Here is an 18,971-nt window from a genome sequence, read left to right on the forward strand (position 1 = left end):
GGCCGAGCGGTGCGCGTTAGGGTTCGCCATATGCGAGGACAGGCGGCCTTGTGGCTGTTCGCCGATCAGCTCGGGCCCCACTTCCACAGCACACCGGCCCACCGGGACCGGGAGGTGCTGCTGATCCGGTCGGCCGCCGCGTTCGCCGCGAAACCGTTCCACCGGCAGAAGCTGCACCTGGTCCAGGCCGCCCTGTACCGGCTGGCCGAGGACCTCGGCGACCGCGTCACCCTGCTCGACGCCGCGGACTACCGGACCGGGCTGCGCCGCTTCGGGCGGCCGGTGGTGGTGCACGAGCCGAACTCCCACGCCGCGGACGCCCTCGTCCGCCGATTGCGCGACGAAGGCGTCGTCGAAGAGATCCTGCCCACACCGGGGTTCGTCCGGTCCAAAGAGGACTTCGCGGAGTGGGCGTCCGGGCGGAAGCGGTTCGTCATGGAGGACTTCTACCGCGACCAGCGCAGCCGGTTCGAGGTACTCCTGGAACCGGACGGCTCGCCCGCGGGCGGCCACTGGAACTACGACCGCGACAACCGCGAGCCGCCGCCGAAGACCACCCGCCTCGACGTCCCCGCGCCGTGGCAGCCCCGGGAGAACCCGATCGACGAGCGGGTCCGCGCCGAACTCGACCAGGCCGAGCGCGCCGGGACGATCCACCCCGTCGGCGTCGACGGCCCGCGCCGGTTCGCCGTCGGGCACGACGAGGCGCAGCGCGCGCTCCGCCGTTTCCTCGACCACCGCCTGGCCGCGTTCGGCCCGCACCAGGACGCGATGCTGACCCACGACTGGGCGATGGCGCACGCCCTGTTGTCGGTCCCGCTCAACCTCGGGCTGCTGGACCCGCTGGACGTCGTGCGCCAGGCCGAGCAGCGGTGGCGCGACGGGGCCGCGTCCCTGGAAAGCGTCGAGGGCTTCGTCCGCCAGGTGCTCGGCTGGCGCGAGTGGGTGTGGCACCTGTACTGGCACCTGGGCCCGGATTACTTGCGCCGCAACGCGTTGCAGGCCCGCCGCGAACTGCCGGACTGGTGGTGGCAGCTGGACGCGGACGCCGTCGAAGCGGCCTGTCTGCGGACCGCGCTGGCCGGTGTCCGCGACCGGGGCTACGCCCACCACATCGAACGGCTGATGGTGCTCGGGAACCACGCGCTGCAGCGCGGCTACGACCCGGCCGAGCTGAACGCCTGGTTCGCCACGGCGTTCGTCGACGGCTTCCCGTGGGTGATGCCCGCCAACGTGATCGGCATGAGCCAGTACGCCGACGGCGGCATCGTCGGGACCAAGCCGTACGCCGCCGGCGGCGCGTACATCCACCGGATGAGCGACCACTGCGGCGGCTGCGTCTACGACCCCAAGCAGCGGACGGGGCCGCGCGCGTGCCCGTTCACCGCGGGCTACTGGGCGTTCCTCGACCGCAACGCCGAGCGGCTGCGCGGGAACCACCGGATGCGGCAGCCGTTGAACGGCCTGCGCCGGCTGGCCGACCTCGACGAGGTCGTCGCCCGGGAAGCCGAGCGCGACCACTTCTGAGCGAACCGCCGGCAACCGCCGCTGCTCAGCTGAAGCTCCGCCGGATGCGGGCGATCAAGCCCGACCGGCCCGCCGGGACACGCGTCCGATCAGGTCAAGCGCTGAACAGCCCAGCCGGGAAGGTGGCTGCACGGGAGCTGGTCACCACCGTCAACCCCGTGACCCGGGTTCGGACCAGGCGAACAGCAATACGCCCCCCCGGCCGCCAAGGCCGTTCCGGTGTCAGCTGTGCTCCGGAAACCGCAGGCCTGAGAACGCACCATGCCGTGCGAAGGCGCCGAGCCCCGCGCCCAGTCGGCGCCTGGGCGTCCCGTTGACCGGTCCTCTACCCTGCGGGGGTGGTAGCTGAGGATCGTTCATGGCACACGGTCTTCGCGGAGATCGTCAACCGGTCGCACCTGGCGACCGCCGGTGACCTGCCCGCCATCCTCGACGACGTGACCGCCCTGGTCGGGCTGTCGGCGCGGTTGTACCTGGTCGACCTCGGGCAGCGGGAGCTGCACCCGGTCCGGCCGGCGGACGGCCCGGCGTTGTCGGTCGACGCCACCCTGGCGGGGCGGGCGTTCGGCCGGCTCGAGATCGTCATCGCGGCCGCCGCCGGGGAGCCGTCGCACCTGTGGCTGCCGGTGCTCGACGGCACCGAACGCCTCGGCGCGCTGCGGCTCACCCTCCCCTACGGGACCGACCCGCGGGACAAGGTCCTGCGCGGCAACTGCTGGACGCTGGCCGGGCAGATCGCGCACCTGGTGCTGAGCAAGCAGCTCTACAGCGACCTGTTCCACCGGGTGCGTCGCGGCAAGCCGCTGTCGGTGGCCGCGGAGCTGCTCTGGCAGCTGCTGCCGCCGAAGGTGTTCGCCACCGACCGGGTGGTGATCGCCGCCGCGATGGAGCCCTACGACGAGGTCGGGGGCGACGGTTTCGACTACGCCGTGGACGGCGACCGCGCCTCGGTGGCGATCTTCGACTCGGTGGGCCACGACCTGCACGCCGGGCTGATCACCTCGATGGCGCTGGCGGCCACGCGCAACGCCCGCCGCGGCGGCGCCGGCCTGATCGAGGCGGCCGAGCTGGCGGACCACACCATCGCCGGCCACCGCCCGGCCGACTCGATGTCGTACGCGACGGCGTTCCTCGCCCACCTGGACCTGGGCACCGGCGAACTGCACTACCTCAACGCCGGGCACCCGCCGCCGGCCGTGCTGCGCGACGGACGGGTGGTGCGGCTGCTGGACACCGTGAGCCGCACCCCGCTGGGCCTCGGGGACTTCCAGCGCCGCGAGCCCGTCGTCGAGCGCGAACAGCTCCAGCCCGGCGACCGGGTGCTGTTCTACACCGACGGCGTCACGGAGGCTCGCAGCCCGGAGGGTGAGCAGTTCGGCTTGGGACGGCTGGCCGACCTCACCGAACGCCACGAAGCGGCGGGCCTGCCCGCCCCGGAGACCCTGCGCCGGGTGGTCCGAGCGGTGCTGGACCACCAGGACGGCCGGCTCCAGGACGACGCCACCCTGCTGATGCTGGAGTGGACGACCACCGACCAGGACACCCTGCTCCCCACCCTCTGACCTCCGCTCGGCCGTCGGCAAAGCAGCCGAGCGTGCGGTCACTCCGTCGTCCGAGGTGTCTTCCGCACCGCCGACGGCGTCGGACCGGGCCCGCCGTGGCGGCGGCCCACCGTTCCCCGCACGGCCAAGACCAGGCACAGCAGCGCCAGTCCCGCCACGAGCAGCAGTGCGTAGTGGTGCCCGAACGCGGCCGCGACCAACACGATCGGGACGGCGGCGACGGGCCACGGCCAGATCGCCCGCCAGGAATGACTGCTGCCGCCGAGAACGAGAGCCGATCCGACCAGGAACAGGGCGACCCCGGTGGCCAGGATCCAGCCGGCGCCCGACGGGAGCGCCGCCTCCGGGTGCAGCACGAGTTCTTCGACACCGACGCCGGTCAGCACGACGCCCAGGGCGAGCGGCAGGTGGCCGTAGACGAACAGGTCGTGCCGTTCGTCGGCGGGCGCGCCGTCCCGGGTTTCGTCGTCGCGCCGGCGCAGCGCGGCCGCCCCGACGGCGGCGGCGGTGTCGAAGTAGATCCACCACATCGCGGCGGCGATGACGAACCCGGCGACACCGACGGCGACCGCGGCCGGAGTCCATTCGGCGTCGTGCACGCCGATGGCCGCACCGCCCACGGCCTCCCCCAGGACGAGGATCACGAAGAGCCCGAACCGCTCCGGCAGGTGCTCCAGGTGCAGCGGGAGGTGGTTGTCGCGCCAGGTCGCGACGACCGGGCCGACGGCGTCGACGGCGACCGCCACGCCCCACAGCCAGTACCGGACCGGTCCCTCGACGGCCAGCGACACGGCCCACAACAGGGAACTCACGGCGAGGGTGGCGAGGTAGACGCCGATGGTGCTCCGGGCGTCGGGGACGTGCCGCCACGCCCGGACGTGGAGCACCAGCAGGATCACCCGGCCGGCGAGGAAGCACGCCGCGAACGGCGTGGAGAACGACGACGTCGCGGACGCGGCGCTCGCGGCGCACCCGGCGATGGACAGCGTCGCGGCGAGCTTGCCGATCCGGAACAGGACGTCGTCGGTGTCGAACCGGTTGGCGTAGAGCGTGTACCCGACCCAGGACATCCAGATCGCGACGAACAGCGCGACGAACGTACCGAGTCCGGACCACGTCAGGTGCTTGAGGAACGCGACCGCGAGTTCGTTCACGACCAGCACGTAGGCGAGGTCGAAGAACAGCTCGAGGTTGCTCGTCGACGCCTCCTGGCCGGTGCGCAGGGCCGGCGGCCGGACCATCGGCTCGCGGTCGATCTCCGTGCTCACGAGCACCTCCCGTCGCCGGCCCCACGTCGGGTACCGGTCGTCCGGGACTACCCATCCTCGCGGCGGCGAACCGGACCGCCGCGCCCGGTCAGGATCCGGCGACCGCGTCTCGCTGAGCTCGCACCGTGCGGAACGACCTGGCGGACACCACCGCGGCACCGACCATCGTCACCAGGTGCAGGATCACGTCGGCCCAGTTGAGGTTGAACCGGTCGCCGGTGCCGACGGAGACCACGAGGACGCTGTAGGCGCTGAACCCCGCGAACCCGATCGCGACGGCGAGTGCGTAGATCGCGGTGCTGGAGACCTTGCGCGCGGCCACGACGCCCAGCACGCCGATGAGCGTGTGCAAGGCGTTCAGGAGCGGGCTGACGCTGAAGATCAGCACCGAGTACTGCGTCGCGTGCGTCCCGAACGGACCGGCGGACGTCGACCCGGCGTTGCCGGGGACGAAGAACCCGACCACCCCGAGCACGAGGTAGACCACGCCGACGACCAGCGCGGCGAGCCGCACCGGCGTGCCTTGACGTCGCCGTGCGGCGGAAGACCGATCGGTGTGGGTGGGGGTGGGCATGGTGCCCTCCGTTCTGCCGGGTTACGCGGTTACCCGGGGCCGGACCCCGGAAACGGCAACGAGTCCGGGCTCACGCCGCGGGTGCGCGGATGTTTGAGCCGGCACGTCGAGGGCACCCGCGACGAAGAGCCACAACCGGCTCGGTACCCACACCCCAGACCCCGGTGTCCCGCGGCGCGGCGCGCATCCGGTGGTCAGGTGTCCCTTCGAGATCGCGTCCGGCCACCGGACCACCGAAGGAGACAGCCATGACCACCGGACACGAGGGCGACGACCACCGCGGCAGCACCGCCGCCTCGTCGCCGCCCACCCAGGACCCCAGCCCCCAGGAGCCGGCCGCACGGCGGCAGGCGGCCTACCGGCCCGGTCCCGACCAGGACTCGGCAGACGACCTCCTCGAGCGCTATCACCACGGCCGGCCCGGCCAGGACGTCGAACCTTCCCGCGGGGACGTCCTCCACCGGCAGAAAGAGCGCTTCGGCGGCATCAAGTGGGGCTCGGCCTTCTTCGGCTGGCTCACCGCGATCGGCACCGCCGTGCTGCTGTTCGCCCTGCTCACCGCCATCGGCGCCGTGATCGGCGTGTCCCTCACCGACGGCACCCGGCAAGCGGCAGGCCAAGCCGCGCAGAACACCGACGTGACACGGACCGCGGGCATCGCCGGCGCCATCGTCGCCGCGGCGGTCCTGCTGATCGCCTACTACTGCGGCGGCTACGTCGCCGGCCGGATGGCCCGGTTCAACGGTGTCAAGCAAGGCCTCGCCGTCTGGGTCTGGACGATCGTCATCACCGTCGTCGTCGCGATCCTCGCGGCCGTCGCCGGCGACCGGTTCGACGTCATCAGCGACGTCGGCGGGCTGCCGAAGCTGCCGGTCAGCGACGACGCCGCCACCATCACCGTGATCCTCGGCGCGGTCGTCGCGCTCGTCGTCGCCCTCGTCGGAGCGATCCTCGGCGGCCTGGCCGGGATGCGGTTCCACCGCAAGGTCGACCGCACCGACCTCGGCACGCGCTGACCATGAAGATCGCGATGGTGTCGGCGCACGCCAGTCCGCTGACCGCCGCCGACGGCCAAGGCGCCCACCTCGCCGAGCTGGCCTCGGCGATGGCCGGAGCCGGACACGAAGTCACCGTCCACACCCGGCGCGCGTCCCGGAGCGTCCGGTCCAGAGTGGACACGCCGGCCGGGTACCGCGTGGTGCACGTGCCGGCCGGGCCGCCCAAGCGGGCCCCACAGGACGACCTGCTCCCGTTCACCGGCGAGTTCAGCGACTTCCTGCGGGACCACTGGGTGACGGAACCGCCCGATCTCGTCCACGCCCATTCCTGGGTCTCCGGGATCGCCACCGCTCTCGCGGCGGGCGAACTCGGAATCCCGTTCACGCAGAGCTTCCCCACGCTCGGGAGTGCGGAGCAACGACACGAGCACACCACCGGCTGCGCCGAGCGGATCCGGTTCGAGCGGATGCTCGGCCGGCGCGCCGGCCGGGTCATCGCCGGCTGCGCGGCCGACGTGCTCGAGTTGTGCCGCCTCGGCGTGCCCCGCGACCGGATCGCCGTGGTCCCCGCCGGGGTCGACCTCGACCGGTTCTCCGCCCGAGGCCCATGGGCGCCGCGGACGGCGAAACACCGGATCGTCAGCGTCGGGCCCCTCGTGCCGCGCACCGGCTTCGACGTCGCGATCGCCGCCCTCCCCCAGCTACCCGACGCCGAACTGGTCATCGCCGGCGGTCCGGAACACGGGCGGACAGCCCACGACACCGAAGCCCGCCGGTTGCGGCAGCTCGCGGCCCGGCTGGGGGTCGCCGAGCGCGTCCGCTGGCCGGGACGGATCCCCCGGGCCGGCTTACCCGCGCTGCTGCGCTCGGCGGACGTCGTGGTGTGCACGCCGCGGTACGAGCCGGACGGGGTCGTGGCCCTCCAGGCCATGGCCTGCGCGGTACCGGTGGTCGCGGCCGCGGTCGGCGGGCTGAGCGACGCCGTCGTCGACGGCTTCACCGGGCTGCTCGTCCGGCCCGGGCAGCCGGACGGCGTGGTGACCGCGATCCGCCGGCTGCTCGCCAACCCGGCCCTGCGGGACACCTACGGTGCCGCGGGCCAGGACCGGGCGACCGCGCGCTACTCGTGGGACCGGATCGCCGCGGACATGATCCGGGCGTACCCCGTGACCGCTCCCGAAGACGTGCCGGACGCGAAGCCACGATCCCGCGCGGAGGCCCCGTGAGCCCCCGGTACTTCCCGGCCCCGACCCGGGGCACCGGACGCGCGGGACGCGCCGCCGCGGGAGCCGCGGACGGCGGTGACCGACGGCTGCACATGGCGGGCGGGCTTCGCCGCCAGTTCGACAAGGTCTTCCCGACGCACTGGTCGTTCCTCCTGGGCGAGGTCGCGCTCTACAGCTTCATCATCCTGCTCCTCACCGGGGTGTACCTGACGCTGTTCTTCGACCCGTCCATGCAGGAAACGACCTACCAGGGCGCCTACGCGGACCTTCGCGGCGTTCCGATGTCACGGGCCATGGCCACCACCCTGGACCTGTCGTTCGAGGTCCGCGGCGGCCTGTTCGTGCGGCAGCTGCACCACTGGGCCGCGCTCATCTTCGTCGGGGCGATGATGGTGCACATGTTCCGGATCTTCTTCACCGGAGCGTTCCGCCGTCCCCGCGAGGCGAACTGGGTGATCGGCGTCCTGCTGCTCGTCCTGGGCATGTTCGAGGGGTTCTTCGGTTACTCGCTGCCCGACGACCTGTTGTCCGGCACCGGAATCCGGGCGACGCTCTCCGGGATCGTGCTGTCGGTGCCCGTGATCGGCACCTGGATCCACTGGGCGCTCTTCGGCGGCGAGTTCCCCGGCGACGTGATCATCCCCCGGCTCTACACCATCCACATCCTGTTGCTGCCGGGGATCATGCTCGCGCTCGTCGGCGCCCACCTGGCCCTGGTGTGGTACCAGAAACACACCCAGTTCCCCGGGGTCGCCCGCACCGAGCGCAACGTCGTGGGCGTCCGGATCCTGCCGGTGTTCGCGCTCAAGGGCGGTGCGTTCTTCGCCGTCGTCACCGGCGTCCTGGCGCTGATGTCGGGCCTGTTCCAGATCAACCCCGTGTGGCTGTTCGGTCCTTACGACCCGTCGAAGGTGTCCGCCGGCTCCCAGCCGGACTGGTACATGGGCTGGGCCGACGGCCTGCTGCGCGTCTTCCCGCCGTGGGAGCTCTACCTCGGGAACCACACGGTCCCGCCGGTGTTCTTCGCCGGCGCCATCGGCATCGCCGTGCTCATCGGCGCGCTGATCACCTACCCGTGGCTGGAACGCCGCCTCTCTCGCGACGCCGCCCACCACAACCTCCTGCAGCGACCCCGCGACGTCCCCGTCCGCACGAGCATCGGGATGATGGCCCTGGCCTTCTACGGCGTGCTGACGCTCTCGTCGTTCAACGACATCATCGCGCTGCAGTTCGCCCTCTCGCTCAACGCCACGACCTGGGCGGGGCGCATCGGCCTGCTGGTGGGGCCGCCCCTGGCCTACTCGATCACCTACCGCGTCTGCCTGGCATTGCAGCGATCCGACCGCGAAGTCCTCGAGCACGGCGTCGAGACCGGCATCATCACCCGGTCCCCGGGTGGCACCTACCTCGAGATCCACCAGCCGCTCGCACCCGCCCGCGGCAACGGCCACCCGGCGGCGCTGACCTACCAGGGCGCGCCGGTGCCGAAGAAACCGAACAAGCTCGGGGCCGCCGGCCACGCGCTGCCCGGCAGCCTGCTGCGCCCCGACCCGCCGGAGGAGACCGCCGCACTGGCGGCGGCCGTCCGCCGCGGGACGATGCGGCAAGGCCTCGGCGGCGAACCCGGCCAGGCGGCCGGCGGCACCGGGCGGGCCGACGGGTGAACCCGGGCCCGATGCCGTCCCGCTGGCAGATCGACGTCGTGGTCTACGAGGATGTGAACCCCTATCCCGTGCTGCTCCTGCAGCCGACCCGGTCCGGCGACCACCGGCTGCTGCGCGAACTGCTCGCCGGAGCCGGCTTGGCCGCCCTGACCGAGTGGGAATGGGCACGCGGGCTGTGGCCCCTGACCGCCGGCTGCAGCGTCGACGTGTCCGGTGACCGGACGGTCGCCTTGCACGCGCGGGGATACGTCCTCACCGTGAGGCTCCGCTCCGTCCGGCCGCCGGCGGACTGGCTGCGGGCCGCCCGGCGGCAGCGTCAGGTGCTGTTCCTGCTCCTCCCGCCGCGGCCGCACGCGCAAGAGGACGAGCTGATCGTCGACGACGTCAGCAGGCTGAACCTGGCGTCCGAGCGGATCGGCTGCCTCGCCGGCAGTATCCCGCTGGCCTCTCGGTGAGAACCGGCGTCAGGAGTGAACGAACGCGCGCGGGGTACCCGACGCGTTCCAGCGAACGAGCGGAGAACGCCGTGACCGAAGTCAGCCGGATGGTCGACGCACCACCGGAATCCGTTTTCGCCGTGCTCGCCGACGGGTGGTCCTACGGCGGGTGGGTCGTCGGCAGCTCGCACATCCGGGTCGTCGACGAGGACTGGCCCGCCGTCGGCGCCCGGATCCACCACAGTGTCGGGCTGTGGCCGCTCCAGATCGAGGACGAATCGACGGTGGTCGTGATGGAGCCGGACCAGCTGCTTTTGTTGCACGCCAAGGCGTGGCTGTTCGGCACCGCGGCGGTCGAGATCGCGCTCCTCCCGCGAGACGGCGGGACGCGGACCCTGGTCAGGATGCGTGAGCACGCCGTCCGCGGGCCGGGTAAGCTGCTGCCGGAGAGAGTGCAAGGATGGCTGCTTCGCCCGCGCAACAAGGAATCGCTGGCCCGGCTGGCCGACATCGCGGTCGGCCGGCGCGCCACTTCCCGGTCCTAGGAACGTGAATGCTGCGCCGGGATGAGCCGGACCACCTCCGTCATCCCGAACAGCTCGGTCAAGTCCAGCCGCTCGAGGACCCGCCGGACCGCCGGTGAGGAAACCAGGGTCAGCTCGATCGACGCCTCCCGGCAGTGCCGCTCCAAGGTGAGCAACACCGTGATGCCGCACGCGGACAGGAAACCCACCCCGCTCAGATCGACGAGCACCAGGTACAGCGGTGTCCGGCAGAGTGCGTTCAGCTCGTCGGCCAACCGGGGCGCGGTGACCAGGTCGATGTCCCCGCGGACGGTCACGACCGCCGCACCGGGACGCGGATGACGGGACGTCACGTCCAGCAACGAACGACCGTCGGTGTTGTTGATGGTGAAAGAACGAGCCATCGTGGCTCCCCATGCTCGAAATCCGAGGCTACCGGCAGGCGGGGGCTAGGCCAGGCGAAACCGTGATGTGACTGTCTGCTCAACCACGTAAGGCCACCATAGCCTTCGCCATCCACTCGAACAACCGCTTCGCCGGCAGCCCGGGACCGAGGCGCTCATCGCCCGGCGCACGGCCTTGACCAGGCCATAGGCAGCCGGCCGCCCCTTCGGCTCTGTTCTCAGGCCACGCGCGCGTCAGCCGAACAGGTCGAAGGCCCGCAGCAGGAAGAACGCGGCCGCCCCGGCCACCATCAGGCCGATGATCACGAGCGCGAGCACGGGGATCGTCCGCGACGGCATCGGCTGCGGATGCGACAGCCCCGACGTCTGCCCGGCGTCGGGTGGGGTGTCTCCCGGCTGCACCGAGCCGCCCGGCTCCAGACCCGGCACGTCGTCGGGCTCCGGCCCCGGCGCCGTCACGAGCTTCTCCGGGATCCGTCGATCGTCCGAGCGGGCTGCTGCATCGGTACCACCTGTTCTGGTGAAGGCGACGGCCAATGGCCGTGCACCCTTTCCCGGCCGGGCACCGGCTGGTGCACGGTGCCCGGTGTCGGTCGCACGCGCGTACGCGTGAGGGCGGCCAGCCGGAACAGCGGGCCGACCAGCCGGTCGTAGATCCGCGGCAGGAGCCGGAATCCGGCGATGATGAGCGGGTTTCCCGGGCCGACCGGCACGGACACGTGCCGGCGGGGCCGGTCGGCCAGCCGCACGATCGCCGCGGCCACCCGTTCGGGAGCCAGGACCGGCCACGGCGGCCGCGCGGCCCGGCCGGAGTAGTTGGCGGCCTGGTAGTAGACGGGCGTGTTGATGCTGCCGGGGCTCACGACGCAGACGTGCACACCCGGTTCGTCGCGGGTCTCCTGCTGCAGGGTGCGCAGGACGGCCCGCTGGCCCCACTTCGCGACCGCGTAGGCGCCCATCTGCGGGACGGTGACCGAGCCCAGCAGCGAGTTGACGCCGATGAACGCGCCCGCGTGCTGCCGGCGCAGGACCGGGAGCACCGCCCGGGCCAAGTGGAGCGTGCCGTGCACGGCGGTGTCGACGACGGCCGTGAACACGTCCGCCGGCATCGCCTCGATGGTGCCGTACCCCATCACCGTGGCCGTGTGCACGACGACGTCGATCCGGCCGTGGCGGTCCAGGACCCGCGCGACGATCCGGCCCGCCGCGGCCGGGTCCGCGATGTCCTCGGCCACGGTGTCCACCGCCCCGGCTCCCGCGACGCGGCACGCGGCTTCCGCGCTCTCGAGCGCTTCGGCGCTGCGCGAGACCAGAACCAGGTGCTCGCCGCGGCCGGCGAACGCGATCGCGGTGGCCAGCCCGATCCCGCTGCTGGCGCCGATGACGGCCACGACCCGCCCGGTCACGGGTGGAGCACCACCTTGACGCAGCCGTCGTGCTTGTCGCGGAACATCTCGTAGCCGTGCGCGGCCTCGGCGAGCGGCAGGTGGTGCGTGGTGAGGTCCAGCGTGCCGAGCGGGTCGGCCGGGTCGAGCACGAGCGGGAGGATCTCGTCGGTCCACCGGCGCACGTGGGCCTGGCCCATGCGCAGCTGGATGCCGCGGTCGAACATCTCCATCATCGGCATCGCGTCGACCTCGCCGCCGTACACGCCGGACACCGACGCCGTCCCGCCGCGCCGCACCCCCTTCAGGGCCGCGTGCAGCGCGTCGAGCCGGTCGACGGCCAGTCTGTCGGTCACCTTCCGCGCGACCGCGTCGGGGAGCAGCCCGGTGGCCTTCTGGGCCGCGGCGACGAGCCGGCCGCCGTGGGCTTCCATCCCGACGGCGTCGATCGTGGCGTCCGGGCCGCGGCCGTCGACCATGTCGATCAGCGTGGCGGCGACGTCGTCGACGTCGTCGAGGTTCACGGGCTCGGCGCCGTACCGCGCGGCGAGCGCGAGGCGTTCGGGGACCCGGTCGACGCCGATGATCCGGCCGGCGCCGAGGTGCGCGGCGATGCGGACGGCGAACTGCCCGACCGGGCCGAGGCCGAGCACCGCGACCGTGCCGCCGGGTGGCACGTCGGCGTAGCGGACGGCCTGCCACGCCGTCGGCAGGATGTCGGACAGGAACAGGAACTGCTCGTCCGGGGTGCCCTCGGGGACGACGATCGGCCCGAACTGGGCTTGCGGCACGCGCAGGTACTCGGCCTGGCCGCCGGGCACGGAACCGTAGAGATCCGTGTAGCCGAAGAGGCTCGCGCCTTTGCCGTGTTCGCGGACCTGGGTCGTCTCGCACTGCGCGAACAGGCCCCGGCCGCACATCCAGCAGTGCCCGCAGGAGATGTTGAACGGCACCACGACCCGGTCTCCCACGGACAGGTGCCCGGCGGCGCCGGAGCCGACTTCTTCCACGACCCCCATCGCCTCGTGCCCGAGGACGTCACCCGGCTTGAGGTACGGGCCGAGCACGCCGTAGAGGTGCAGGTCGGAGCCGCAGATCGCGGTCGAGGTGACTTTGATGATCGCGTCGGTCGGCTCCTCGATGCGCGGGTCCGGTACGTCGGCGATCTCGACTTTTTCGTTGCCTTGCCAGGTCAGTGCTTTGATGACGGCTCCTCGGTGGTGGGATTCAGACGACGGCGAAGGACTCGCCGGTCAGGACGCGGCCCAGTGGGGTCCGCGGGTCCGCCGGAGGACGGGACAGCAGGGTCGCGACGGCGAATTCGGCGGCTAATCCGTCGAAGGTCCGGTGCCGGCGCAGCATCGCGTGCCCGCCGTCGCGCACTTCGATCACGCCGACCCGCGCGGTGCGGGCGAGCCGCCCGGCCGCGGCGCGCGCTCGCTGCGAGTTGGCGACACGATCGGCCGCGCCGTGCACGAAGAGGATCCGGCGGCCGGACGCGTCGACGTCACCGTCGCCGGGGTGGACCCACGGAGCGAGGGCCACGACGCAGCGGACGTCGTCGTGGCCGGCGCTCAGGATCGCCGCCCGCCCGCCGAGCGAGTGTCCGATCAGGCCGATCGGCGTCCCGGGCGGGAGCTGTTCCCGGAGCTGTCCCAGTGCCCAGCGGACGTCGTCGACCGGGCTGGGGATGCCGTCCCAGCCGCGCACGGAGTTCAGCAGCCGCCACACCGCCAGCCGCCCGCGGCCGGCGTGCGCGACGCGACGCGCGGTCGGGATCAGGCGCACCACCGACAGCTGCGCCGGGCTCACCGGCACACCGCCGCCGCGGCTGCCCCCGCCGTGCAGCACCAGCACCGCCGCGGCGGGAGACCGTGGGATCCGGGTCGGAACGAGACGAGCGGCCGGCACTGGCACCTCCAAGCCCGGGTGTGGCCGGTCTTGGCTGATCAACCGGTTCCGGACCGCTTACCCTCGCCCGCCGCCGACAAACGGCCGGCCGCCGACTTCCCGGTTCGAAGGCTGAAGATCAGCCGATCGGTGAGGTGCTGGTGACCGGCCCGTCCCCGGTGCCCCGGCGTCATCCACCGGCCCGAGGAGCATCCGAACGGCCTGCCCGCCGAAACGTTCGCCGAGCGGTTCGGCGAGGACCTGCTCGTGATCTTCGTGTTCCACGGCTGTCCCTCCGCGGCTTACGACGTGCTGCGCGCCAAACCGAAGCGGCTTGGTCACCGAATCACCACTGAACGATCCGTTCGAGTTGCCGCTCCAGACCCCAGCGGCCCCCATGGGAATGCTGGAGTCCGCTGTGAAAACTCGTTCCACCTCGGAAAATCATCTCGCGCAAGCTCTTCCGCCGGGGAAAGAAGCCGGCATCGAACGAGGCTTGGGCCGGCGACGGACATCACGTGTGAGCGCGCAACGATCGGCGCAGCCGTCCGGCTGGGCGGATCGCTGGGCCCTCGACTTGCTGGAGTCTCCCTGCAACACCCGGGAAGAGCGTCGTCAGGATGCGTCCGGCCGTCATCCCGGACGCTCTTGGTGGCGGCCGATCACCGGGTTTCTCGCCGGCCGCCGGCCGAAGCCGGGTACCGGTGCTTGACGAAGGCAAAGCCCGCCGCGAAGTCGAGCACGACCGGCAGAGGCACCGACCAGGCCGGGTGCCCGGCGGATCATGCACGCAGTACCGGAACGTTTTCTGGTTGGTGATCAGCACCTTTCGGCGACCCTGCGCACGGGTCCGGTGGCGTGATCGGCAGCGCGACGGCGCGGTGAACGCTCGAGGACGACGGTTCGAAGCCTTCCCTGTGGAGGGCCCGGGCGAGAGCGGCTCCGAGGCCGGACTTGGTGGGAAATTTGCCGTCGAGCGTCTTGACGCTCCCCAACCGACGCGGTTTACTGTCAGTTGCCTCGATGGAACCGGTTCCGCGGCCGCCACCTGGACCACTCCAGCATCTCGGGTTGGTTGATGCTCCACTGCCTCGAACGTCATACCCGTCAGGTCACTCACGGGGCATGACCAAGCTTCAGTGGCAGGTCTGCTACATCACCCGAATGCCGATGCGAGCGGTGCGCTCGCCTCGGCATCGTGACGCGCGTAGCGCGCGGCACGATGGATCACGACTGACCAGGTGGGCTCGATGAGATCAAAGACGTTCTCCCGACCACGACGCGCCACAGCACCCTCGAGCGCAGCCGCGGGTGTTCCCGTCGCCTGCGTGTTTACCCCGTGTCCGCAAGAACGAGTCGTTGCCGCAGGACGCACCCCCCGGTTCCGTTTCACGGTTGATCGCGTTCGCCGACGCGAGCGGCGGCACCACGGAGCCTAGGCACCCGAGACGATCCGGTGCCACTGCGACGATCGCGAGATCGGCGGCCACGGATGCGTGAAGCGCATTGCCTTGATCCGGACCTTTGTCAGACGTGACTGTTCGGTGCGTCTGATCTTCTGTTCGAATGTTTCGAAGAAGTGCCGCTTGAGCCTGACCTAATTGAGCTGACAGAGTTTCGACAGCGAAAGCAGGGATGTTCACATGCGAAGTATGTTGAATCGGGCTGGTTGCCGACCTCGGCAGTCCCGGCTTCGGACCCGGGCCGTCCTCACCGCGGCCCTCGCTCTGGCGCTCGCCGGGAGTACGGCCTTCGTGGCCGGTGCGAGCGAAACCGGCGGACCGGGGTCCGCTGCGGCCGGAGCTTCGGGCAACTCCATCGCGGCGGATGCCGGCTGGGTGGATGTGGACCAGGCCCGGTACCAACGCGAACTGGCCGACTACCAGGGCATCGTGCCGCCGCCGGTGCCGGCCGGGACGACGAGGGTCCCCGAGTTCCACACCGACTGCACGATCGCGAACGAAGCCAAGGACGACGCGATCATCTTCCCCGGCCTGTCCGGCGCCTCTCATATGCACACGTTCTTCGGGCCGAGGAACGACGCCTTCATGACCACGGAAACGCTTCTCGCCGCCGGGTCGACGACGTGCAACTCCCTGGGTGACAACGCCGCTTACTGGGTACCGCAGCTGCAGAGGAACGGTGTGGCCGTTCCGTTCAAGAGCATGCGCATCTACTACGGTTCCCGGGTCACCGACCCGTCGGCCGTCCGGCCGTTCCCGCCCGGGCTGGTGATGGTGCAGGGTGACGCCAAGCTGCAGGTACCCACCCCGAAGGGGCAGGGAAACCAGTTCTGGTGCGCGGGCAGTGCCGAGGTCGGGCGGAGCGCCGACGGGAACTGGCCGGTGTGCGCCCCCGGCGGGAACCTGATCTTCCAACTCCCGTTCAAGGATTGCTGGGACGGCAAGCACATCGACTCGCCCGACCACAAGTCGCACATGGGGGACCCGGTCGCCGGCAAGTGCCAGGGAGCCTACCCGGTCGCGGTGCCGAACCTGTCGTACATGGTCAACTACGACATCCTGGGCGGCGACGGCCTCGCGCTGTCGTCCGGAATGGCGTCGTCGATGCACGGTGACTTCATGAACGGCTGGGACCACATCAAACTGGCCGCACTGGTCAAGACCTGCCTGAACCAGAACGCGAAGTGCGGGACCACGCCGAGCTTCACCGGCGGCTGAGAGCGACGGCAGGTGGCCGCCGTGCCGAGTCGTCCGATCGGCCGGCACGGCGGCCTTCGTCCCGGGCTTCAGGCAGAAATGATGGCCCACGCGTACTTCACGGTGCACCCGGCGCGGCCGAACGTCGAATGGTGACGGCTCGACGTCCGGCCTGATCGCGCCGGCGTGGCACCCCGCCGGGTGCCGCTACTGAACCAGCGCGGCGAGCCGGCCCTGTTCTTGCAGGAATCGCGAAGCCAGGCTCACCGTCTGCGGTTCTTTGCCGGACGACTTCTCGCCGAGCGCCAAACGTCCCGTTTGGTCCAGGTGATCGCGCAGGCACTTCTTGAAGTAGTCGTCGAAATCCGCCTCGCGCAAAGCGCCGGCGTGCGTGATCTGGTTCGAGGAAACCATCCCCGGCATCTCCATCCCCTTGTGGGGGTTTTCCGCGGGGAGGCCGGCCTGATCGTGAAGCCGCCGCAGATCCGACAGCTCCGAATTCGTCGAAGCGCCGACTTTTTTGCCGAGGTCGCGGACAGCCGCGGATCCGGTGTGGCCGTCGACCAGGTTCAGCATCGGAACAAGCTGCTCGTCCATGGCTGTGGTGATCTCGATCCACGCGCGGTCCGTAGCGGTGAACGACGACACCGCAGTGGAGGCGGATGCACTTGTGGATGGATTGCCGGTGGCGCAGCCACCGACGCATATCATGCCCATGATGCCCAATCCGAGAAAAATGCGCATGCACCGATTACAGGCCATGCCCGCCGGTGAAGTCAACACGCCGGCCGCTCAGCTCGTTCTGAATGGGCCATAGGGCTGAGCCGTTGAACGGTCGCAGCCGGATGGGGCGAAGATGGAACGACGCCTGACGCGGCAGGGACCTATTCACCGGTCCGGCGTTCGCCGCGGTGGTGTGGTCAGCAGAGCTGTGATGCCGTCGACCAGGATTTCGCCGGTTTCGGCCCAGCCGGGAATGCCGGAACGGTCCCCCGCCTCGGCCAGTTCCGCTTCTCGTTCGGCGCACGTGTGGACGATGGCGTGCCGGGCCATCGCCGAGCGGGTGAGGATCGCGGGGTCGGCGGGATCACCGGCGTGCGCGGCCACCGCCTGCAAGGCCCGGTGCATCACGGGCGTCGACGTGGTGACCGACAGCGCCGGCGCGCGCAGGACCGGGTCGCTGACGACGTGAGCGGCGAAGCGGGCGTAGTAGCTGGGGACGCCGAGCTCCGCGAGGTGCAGCGTCGTCGGCAGCACCAACGCGGCCACGTGGTCGCGCAGCCGCGCCGAACCCTCCGCCGCGGCCACCATCGCGGCCCGGATACGGTCCATCGCCTCGCCGTGCTCGCGCAGCACGGCGAGGATCACGTCCTCCATCGTGCCGACGTGGTAGGCGACCGCGGAGTTGTTGGCCTGTCCGGATTCCTGGGCGAGCCGGCGGCTCGACACCTGCGCGACGCCGTCCTCGGCGATCAGCCGCTCCGCCGTCTCCAGCAGGCGAGCTCGGGTGGCCGCCGACCTCCCGCCGCCCGGCGGCCGCGGGCCCGTCACCACCGCACCAGGACCTGGTCGATCCCGCCGACGATCAGGCCCTGCCGGGCGCGCAGGTCCGCGGCGTGCCCGACGAGTTCCAGCGTGGGCAGCCGCCGCAGCAGCACTTCGAGGACGGTCTGCAGCTCGACGCGCGCGAGCTGCTGGCCGACGCACGAGTGCGGGCCGACGCCGAAGGCCAGGTGCGGGTTGGGCCGGCGGGCGAGGTCCATGTCGCCGGCGCCGTCGAACGCGTCGGTGTCGCGGTTGCCCGAGGCCATGCTGCACACCACGGTCGTGCCGCGCGGCAGGGTGGCGCCGCCGACCACGGTCTCTTCCGAGACGTAGCGCGGCATCCCGAACCCGGGGTTGGCGTCGAACCGCAGCGCCTCCTCGACAGCCGAGGGCACCAGCGCCGGGTCGGCCAGCAGCCGCTCCCAGCGGTGCTCGCGGTCCGCCAGCAGCATCGCGACCATCTTGCCGATCATGTTGGCGGTGGTCTCGTGCCCGGCGATGAGCAGGCCCTGCCCGGTCATGACGAGCTCGGTCGCGGTCATGTCGGCGGCGAGAGCGCTCAGCAGGTCGTCACCGGGCGCGGATCGCTTGGCGGCGACCAGCTCCGTCATGTACTGGTAGAACTCCCGGCCCGACCGGTCGATCTCGTCCTGGCCGAACCGGGTCATGTTGAGCATCGTGTCCGACCAGTGCGCGAACCGGCCGCGGTCGTCCCGCGGCACCCCGAGCAGGTCGCAGATCACGAACACGGGCAGCGGAAACCCCAGCGCGGGCCCGATGCTGGCGGGCGCGCCGGCCTCGACCATGTCGGTGATCAGCTGCTCGGCGAGTTCCGTCATGCCCGGCCGCAGTGCCTGCACCCGCTTGACGGTGAACGCTTTCCCGACCAGCCGCCGCCAGCGCCGGTGCCCGGGACCGCCGAGCATCGACGCCTCCGGCTCGTCCGCGGCCGGCTCGCCGCCGGTCGACGCCGAAGGCCGGCTGAACACCCCGCCGTCGTCGCTGTCGGAGACGCGGGACGCGTCGTCGGCGTCGAGCTGGCGGCTGAACCGGGGGTCCGACAGCATCGCCCGGACGTCGTCGTAGCGGGTCAGCAGCAGCGCTTCGTCGCCGCTGGCCAGTTCGATGCGCGCCACCGGGCACCGCGCCCGCAGCTGTGCCCACTCCGGCGGTGGCTCCAGCGCGGTGGGGTTGGGGAACGGGTAGGGCGGCAGTCCCTCCAGGACCGCGGCCGGGTCGTTGCCTGCGTGCGCTCGATCGTCGGGCATGTCGGCAGCCTAGGTAAGGCGGTTGACTCAATCAAGACG

18 protein-coding genes are annotated in these 18,971 nt (G+C 71.4%); 8 read left to right on the top strand and 10 right to left on the bottom strand.

Going from position 1 to position 18,971, the window contains the following annotated elements:
* Positions 1-30: 30 nt before the first annotated feature.
* The gene (locus MUY22_RS39745; protein ID WP_247052326.1) at positions 31-1,527 is read left to right on the top strand and encodes a cryptochrome/photolyase family protein; all 1,497 of its coding nucleotides are present in this window, start codon (positions 31-33) and stop codon (positions 1,525-1,527) included.
* A 338-nt stretch (positions 1,528-1,865) separates the two neighbouring features.
* Positions 1,866-3,089 (top strand): PP2C family protein-serine/threonine phosphatase, encoded by a 1,224-nt coding sequence (locus tag MUY22_RS39750; RefSeq protein ID WP_247052327.1) that lies wholly within the window; start codon positions 1,866-1,868, stop codon positions 3,087-3,089.
* Between the two features lie 38 nt (positions 3,090-3,127).
* On the opposite strand, the gene MUY22_RS39755 is transcribed toward MUY22_RS39750, so the two are convergent.
* Positions 3,128-4,357, bottom strand: a complete 1,230-nt coding sequence (locus MUY22_RS39755; protein WP_247052328.1) for a low temperature requirement protein A — start codon at positions 4,355-4,357, stop codon at positions 3,128-3,130.
* An 88-nt stretch (positions 4,358-4,445) separates the two neighbouring features.
* Positions 4,446-4,931 (bottom strand): DUF4383 domain-containing protein, encoded by a 486-nt coding sequence (locus MUY22_RS39760; RefSeq protein WP_247052329.1) that lies wholly within the window; start codon positions 4,929-4,931, stop codon positions 4,446-4,448.
* A 248-nt stretch (positions 4,932-5,179) separates the two neighbouring features.
* Here MUY22_RS39760 and MUY22_RS39765 point away from each other — a divergent pair, with 248 nt between their 5' ends.
* From MUY22_RS39765 to MUY22_RS39785, 5 genes are all read left to right on the top strand, one after another.
* Positions 5,180-5,947, top strand: a complete 768-nt coding sequence (locus tag MUY22_RS39765) for a hypothetical protein (RefSeq protein ID WP_247052330.1) — start codon at positions 5,180-5,182, stop codon at positions 5,945-5,947.
* A 2-nt stretch (positions 5,948-5,949) separates the two neighbouring features.
* Positions 5,950-7,155, top strand: coding sequence for a glycosyltransferase (locus MUY22_RS39770; RefSeq protein WP_247052331.1), 1,206 nt, complete (start codon positions 5,950-5,952; stop codon positions 7,153-7,155).
* Positions 7,152-8,819 carry a ubiquinol-cytochrome c reductase cytochrome b subunit gene (locus MUY22_RS39775; RefSeq protein ID WP_305879337.1) on the top strand — a complete coding sequence of 556 codons (1,668 nt, stop codon included), beginning with the start codon at positions 7,152-7,154 and terminating at the stop codon, positions 8,817-8,819. The genes MUY22_RS39770 and MUY22_RS39775 overlap by 4 nt, the downstream gene beginning before the upstream one ends.
* Before the next feature lie 11 nt (positions 8,820-8,830).
* Entirely contained in the window at positions 8,831-9,274 is a 444-nt protein-coding gene (locus MUY22_RS39780; RefSeq protein ID WP_247052332.1) for a hypothetical protein, read from the top strand.
* A gap of 71 nt (positions 9,275-9,345) precedes the next feature.
* A complete protein-coding gene (locus MUY22_RS39785; protein ID WP_247052333.1) occupies positions 9,346-9,801 on the top strand; it encodes an SRPBCC family protein in 456 nt (151 codons plus the stop codon).
* Here the strand turns inward: MUY22_RS39785 and MUY22_RS39790 are convergent.
* From MUY22_RS39790 to MUY22_RS39810, 5 genes are all read right to left on the bottom strand, one after another.
* The gene (locus MUY22_RS39790) at positions 9,798-10,184 is read right to left on the bottom strand and encodes an STAS domain-containing protein (protein WP_247052334.1); all 387 of its coding nucleotides are present in this window, start codon (positions 10,182-10,184) and stop codon (positions 9,798-9,800) included. The genes MUY22_RS39785 and MUY22_RS39790 overlap by 4 nt on opposite strands.
* A 234-nt stretch (positions 10,185-10,418) precedes the next feature.
* Complete coding sequence (locus tag MUY22_RS39795) at positions 10,419-10,643, bottom strand: DUF6480 family protein (RefSeq protein WP_247052335.1); 225 nt, start codon at positions 10,641-10,643, stop codon at positions 10,419-10,421.
* Complete coding sequence (locus tag MUY22_RS39800) at positions 10,640-11,590, bottom strand: SDR family oxidoreductase (RefSeq protein WP_247052336.1); 951 nt, start codon at positions 11,588-11,590, stop codon at positions 10,640-10,642. Before MUY22_RS39800 ends, MUY22_RS39795 begins: the two co-directional genes overlap by 4 nt.
* A complete protein-coding gene (locus MUY22_RS39805; RefSeq protein WP_247064359.1) occupies positions 11,587-12,774 on the bottom strand; it encodes a zinc-dependent alcohol dehydrogenase in 1,188 nt (395 codons plus the stop codon). The genes MUY22_RS39800 and MUY22_RS39805 overlap by 4 nt, the downstream gene beginning before the upstream one ends.
* 22 nt (positions 12,775-12,796) lie before the next feature.
* Positions 12,797-13,426: an alpha/beta hydrolase gene (locus tag MUY22_RS39810; RefSeq protein ID WP_247052337.1), complete on the bottom strand. Its 630-nt coding sequence runs from the start codon at positions 13,424-13,426 to the stop codon at positions 12,797-12,799.
* A 1,787-nt stretch (positions 13,427-15,213) separates the two neighbouring features.
* On the opposite strand from MUY22_RS39810, the gene MUY22_RS39815 reads away from it, so the two are divergent.
* The gene (locus MUY22_RS39815; RefSeq protein ID WP_247052338.1) at positions 15,214-16,140 is read left to right on the top strand and encodes a DUF1996 domain-containing protein; all 927 of its coding nucleotides are present in this window, start codon (positions 15,214-15,216) and stop codon (positions 16,138-16,140) included.
* Between the two features lie 186 nt (positions 16,141-16,326).
* Here MUY22_RS39815 and MUY22_RS39820 read toward each other — a convergent pair whose 3' ends face one another.
* From MUY22_RS39820 to MUY22_RS39830, 3 genes are all read right to left on the bottom strand, one after another.
* The gene (locus tag MUY22_RS39820; protein WP_247052339.1) at positions 16,327-16,863 is read right to left on the bottom strand and encodes a DUF305 domain-containing protein; all 537 of its coding nucleotides are present in this window, start codon (positions 16,861-16,863) and stop codon (positions 16,327-16,329) included.
* Positions 16,864-17,007: 144 nt separating this feature from the next.
* Positions 17,008-17,670, bottom strand: coding sequence for a TetR/AcrR family transcriptional regulator (locus MUY22_RS39825; protein WP_247052340.1), 663 nt, complete (start codon positions 17,668-17,670; stop codon positions 17,008-17,010).
* The gene (locus MUY22_RS39830; RefSeq protein WP_247052341.1) at positions 17,667-18,932 is read right to left on the bottom strand and encodes a cytochrome P450; all 1,266 of its coding nucleotides are present in this window, start codon (positions 18,930-18,932) and stop codon (positions 17,667-17,669) included. Before MUY22_RS39830 ends, MUY22_RS39825 begins: the two co-directional genes overlap by 4 nt.
* Positions 18,933-18,971: the final 39 nt, after the last annotated feature.

Origin of the sequence: Amycolatopsis sp. WQ 127309 (genome assembly GCF_023023025.1) — a bacterium.
Taxonomy (GTDB): Bacteria; Actinomycetota; Actinomycetes; order Mycobacteriales; family Pseudonocardiaceae; genus Amycolatopsis.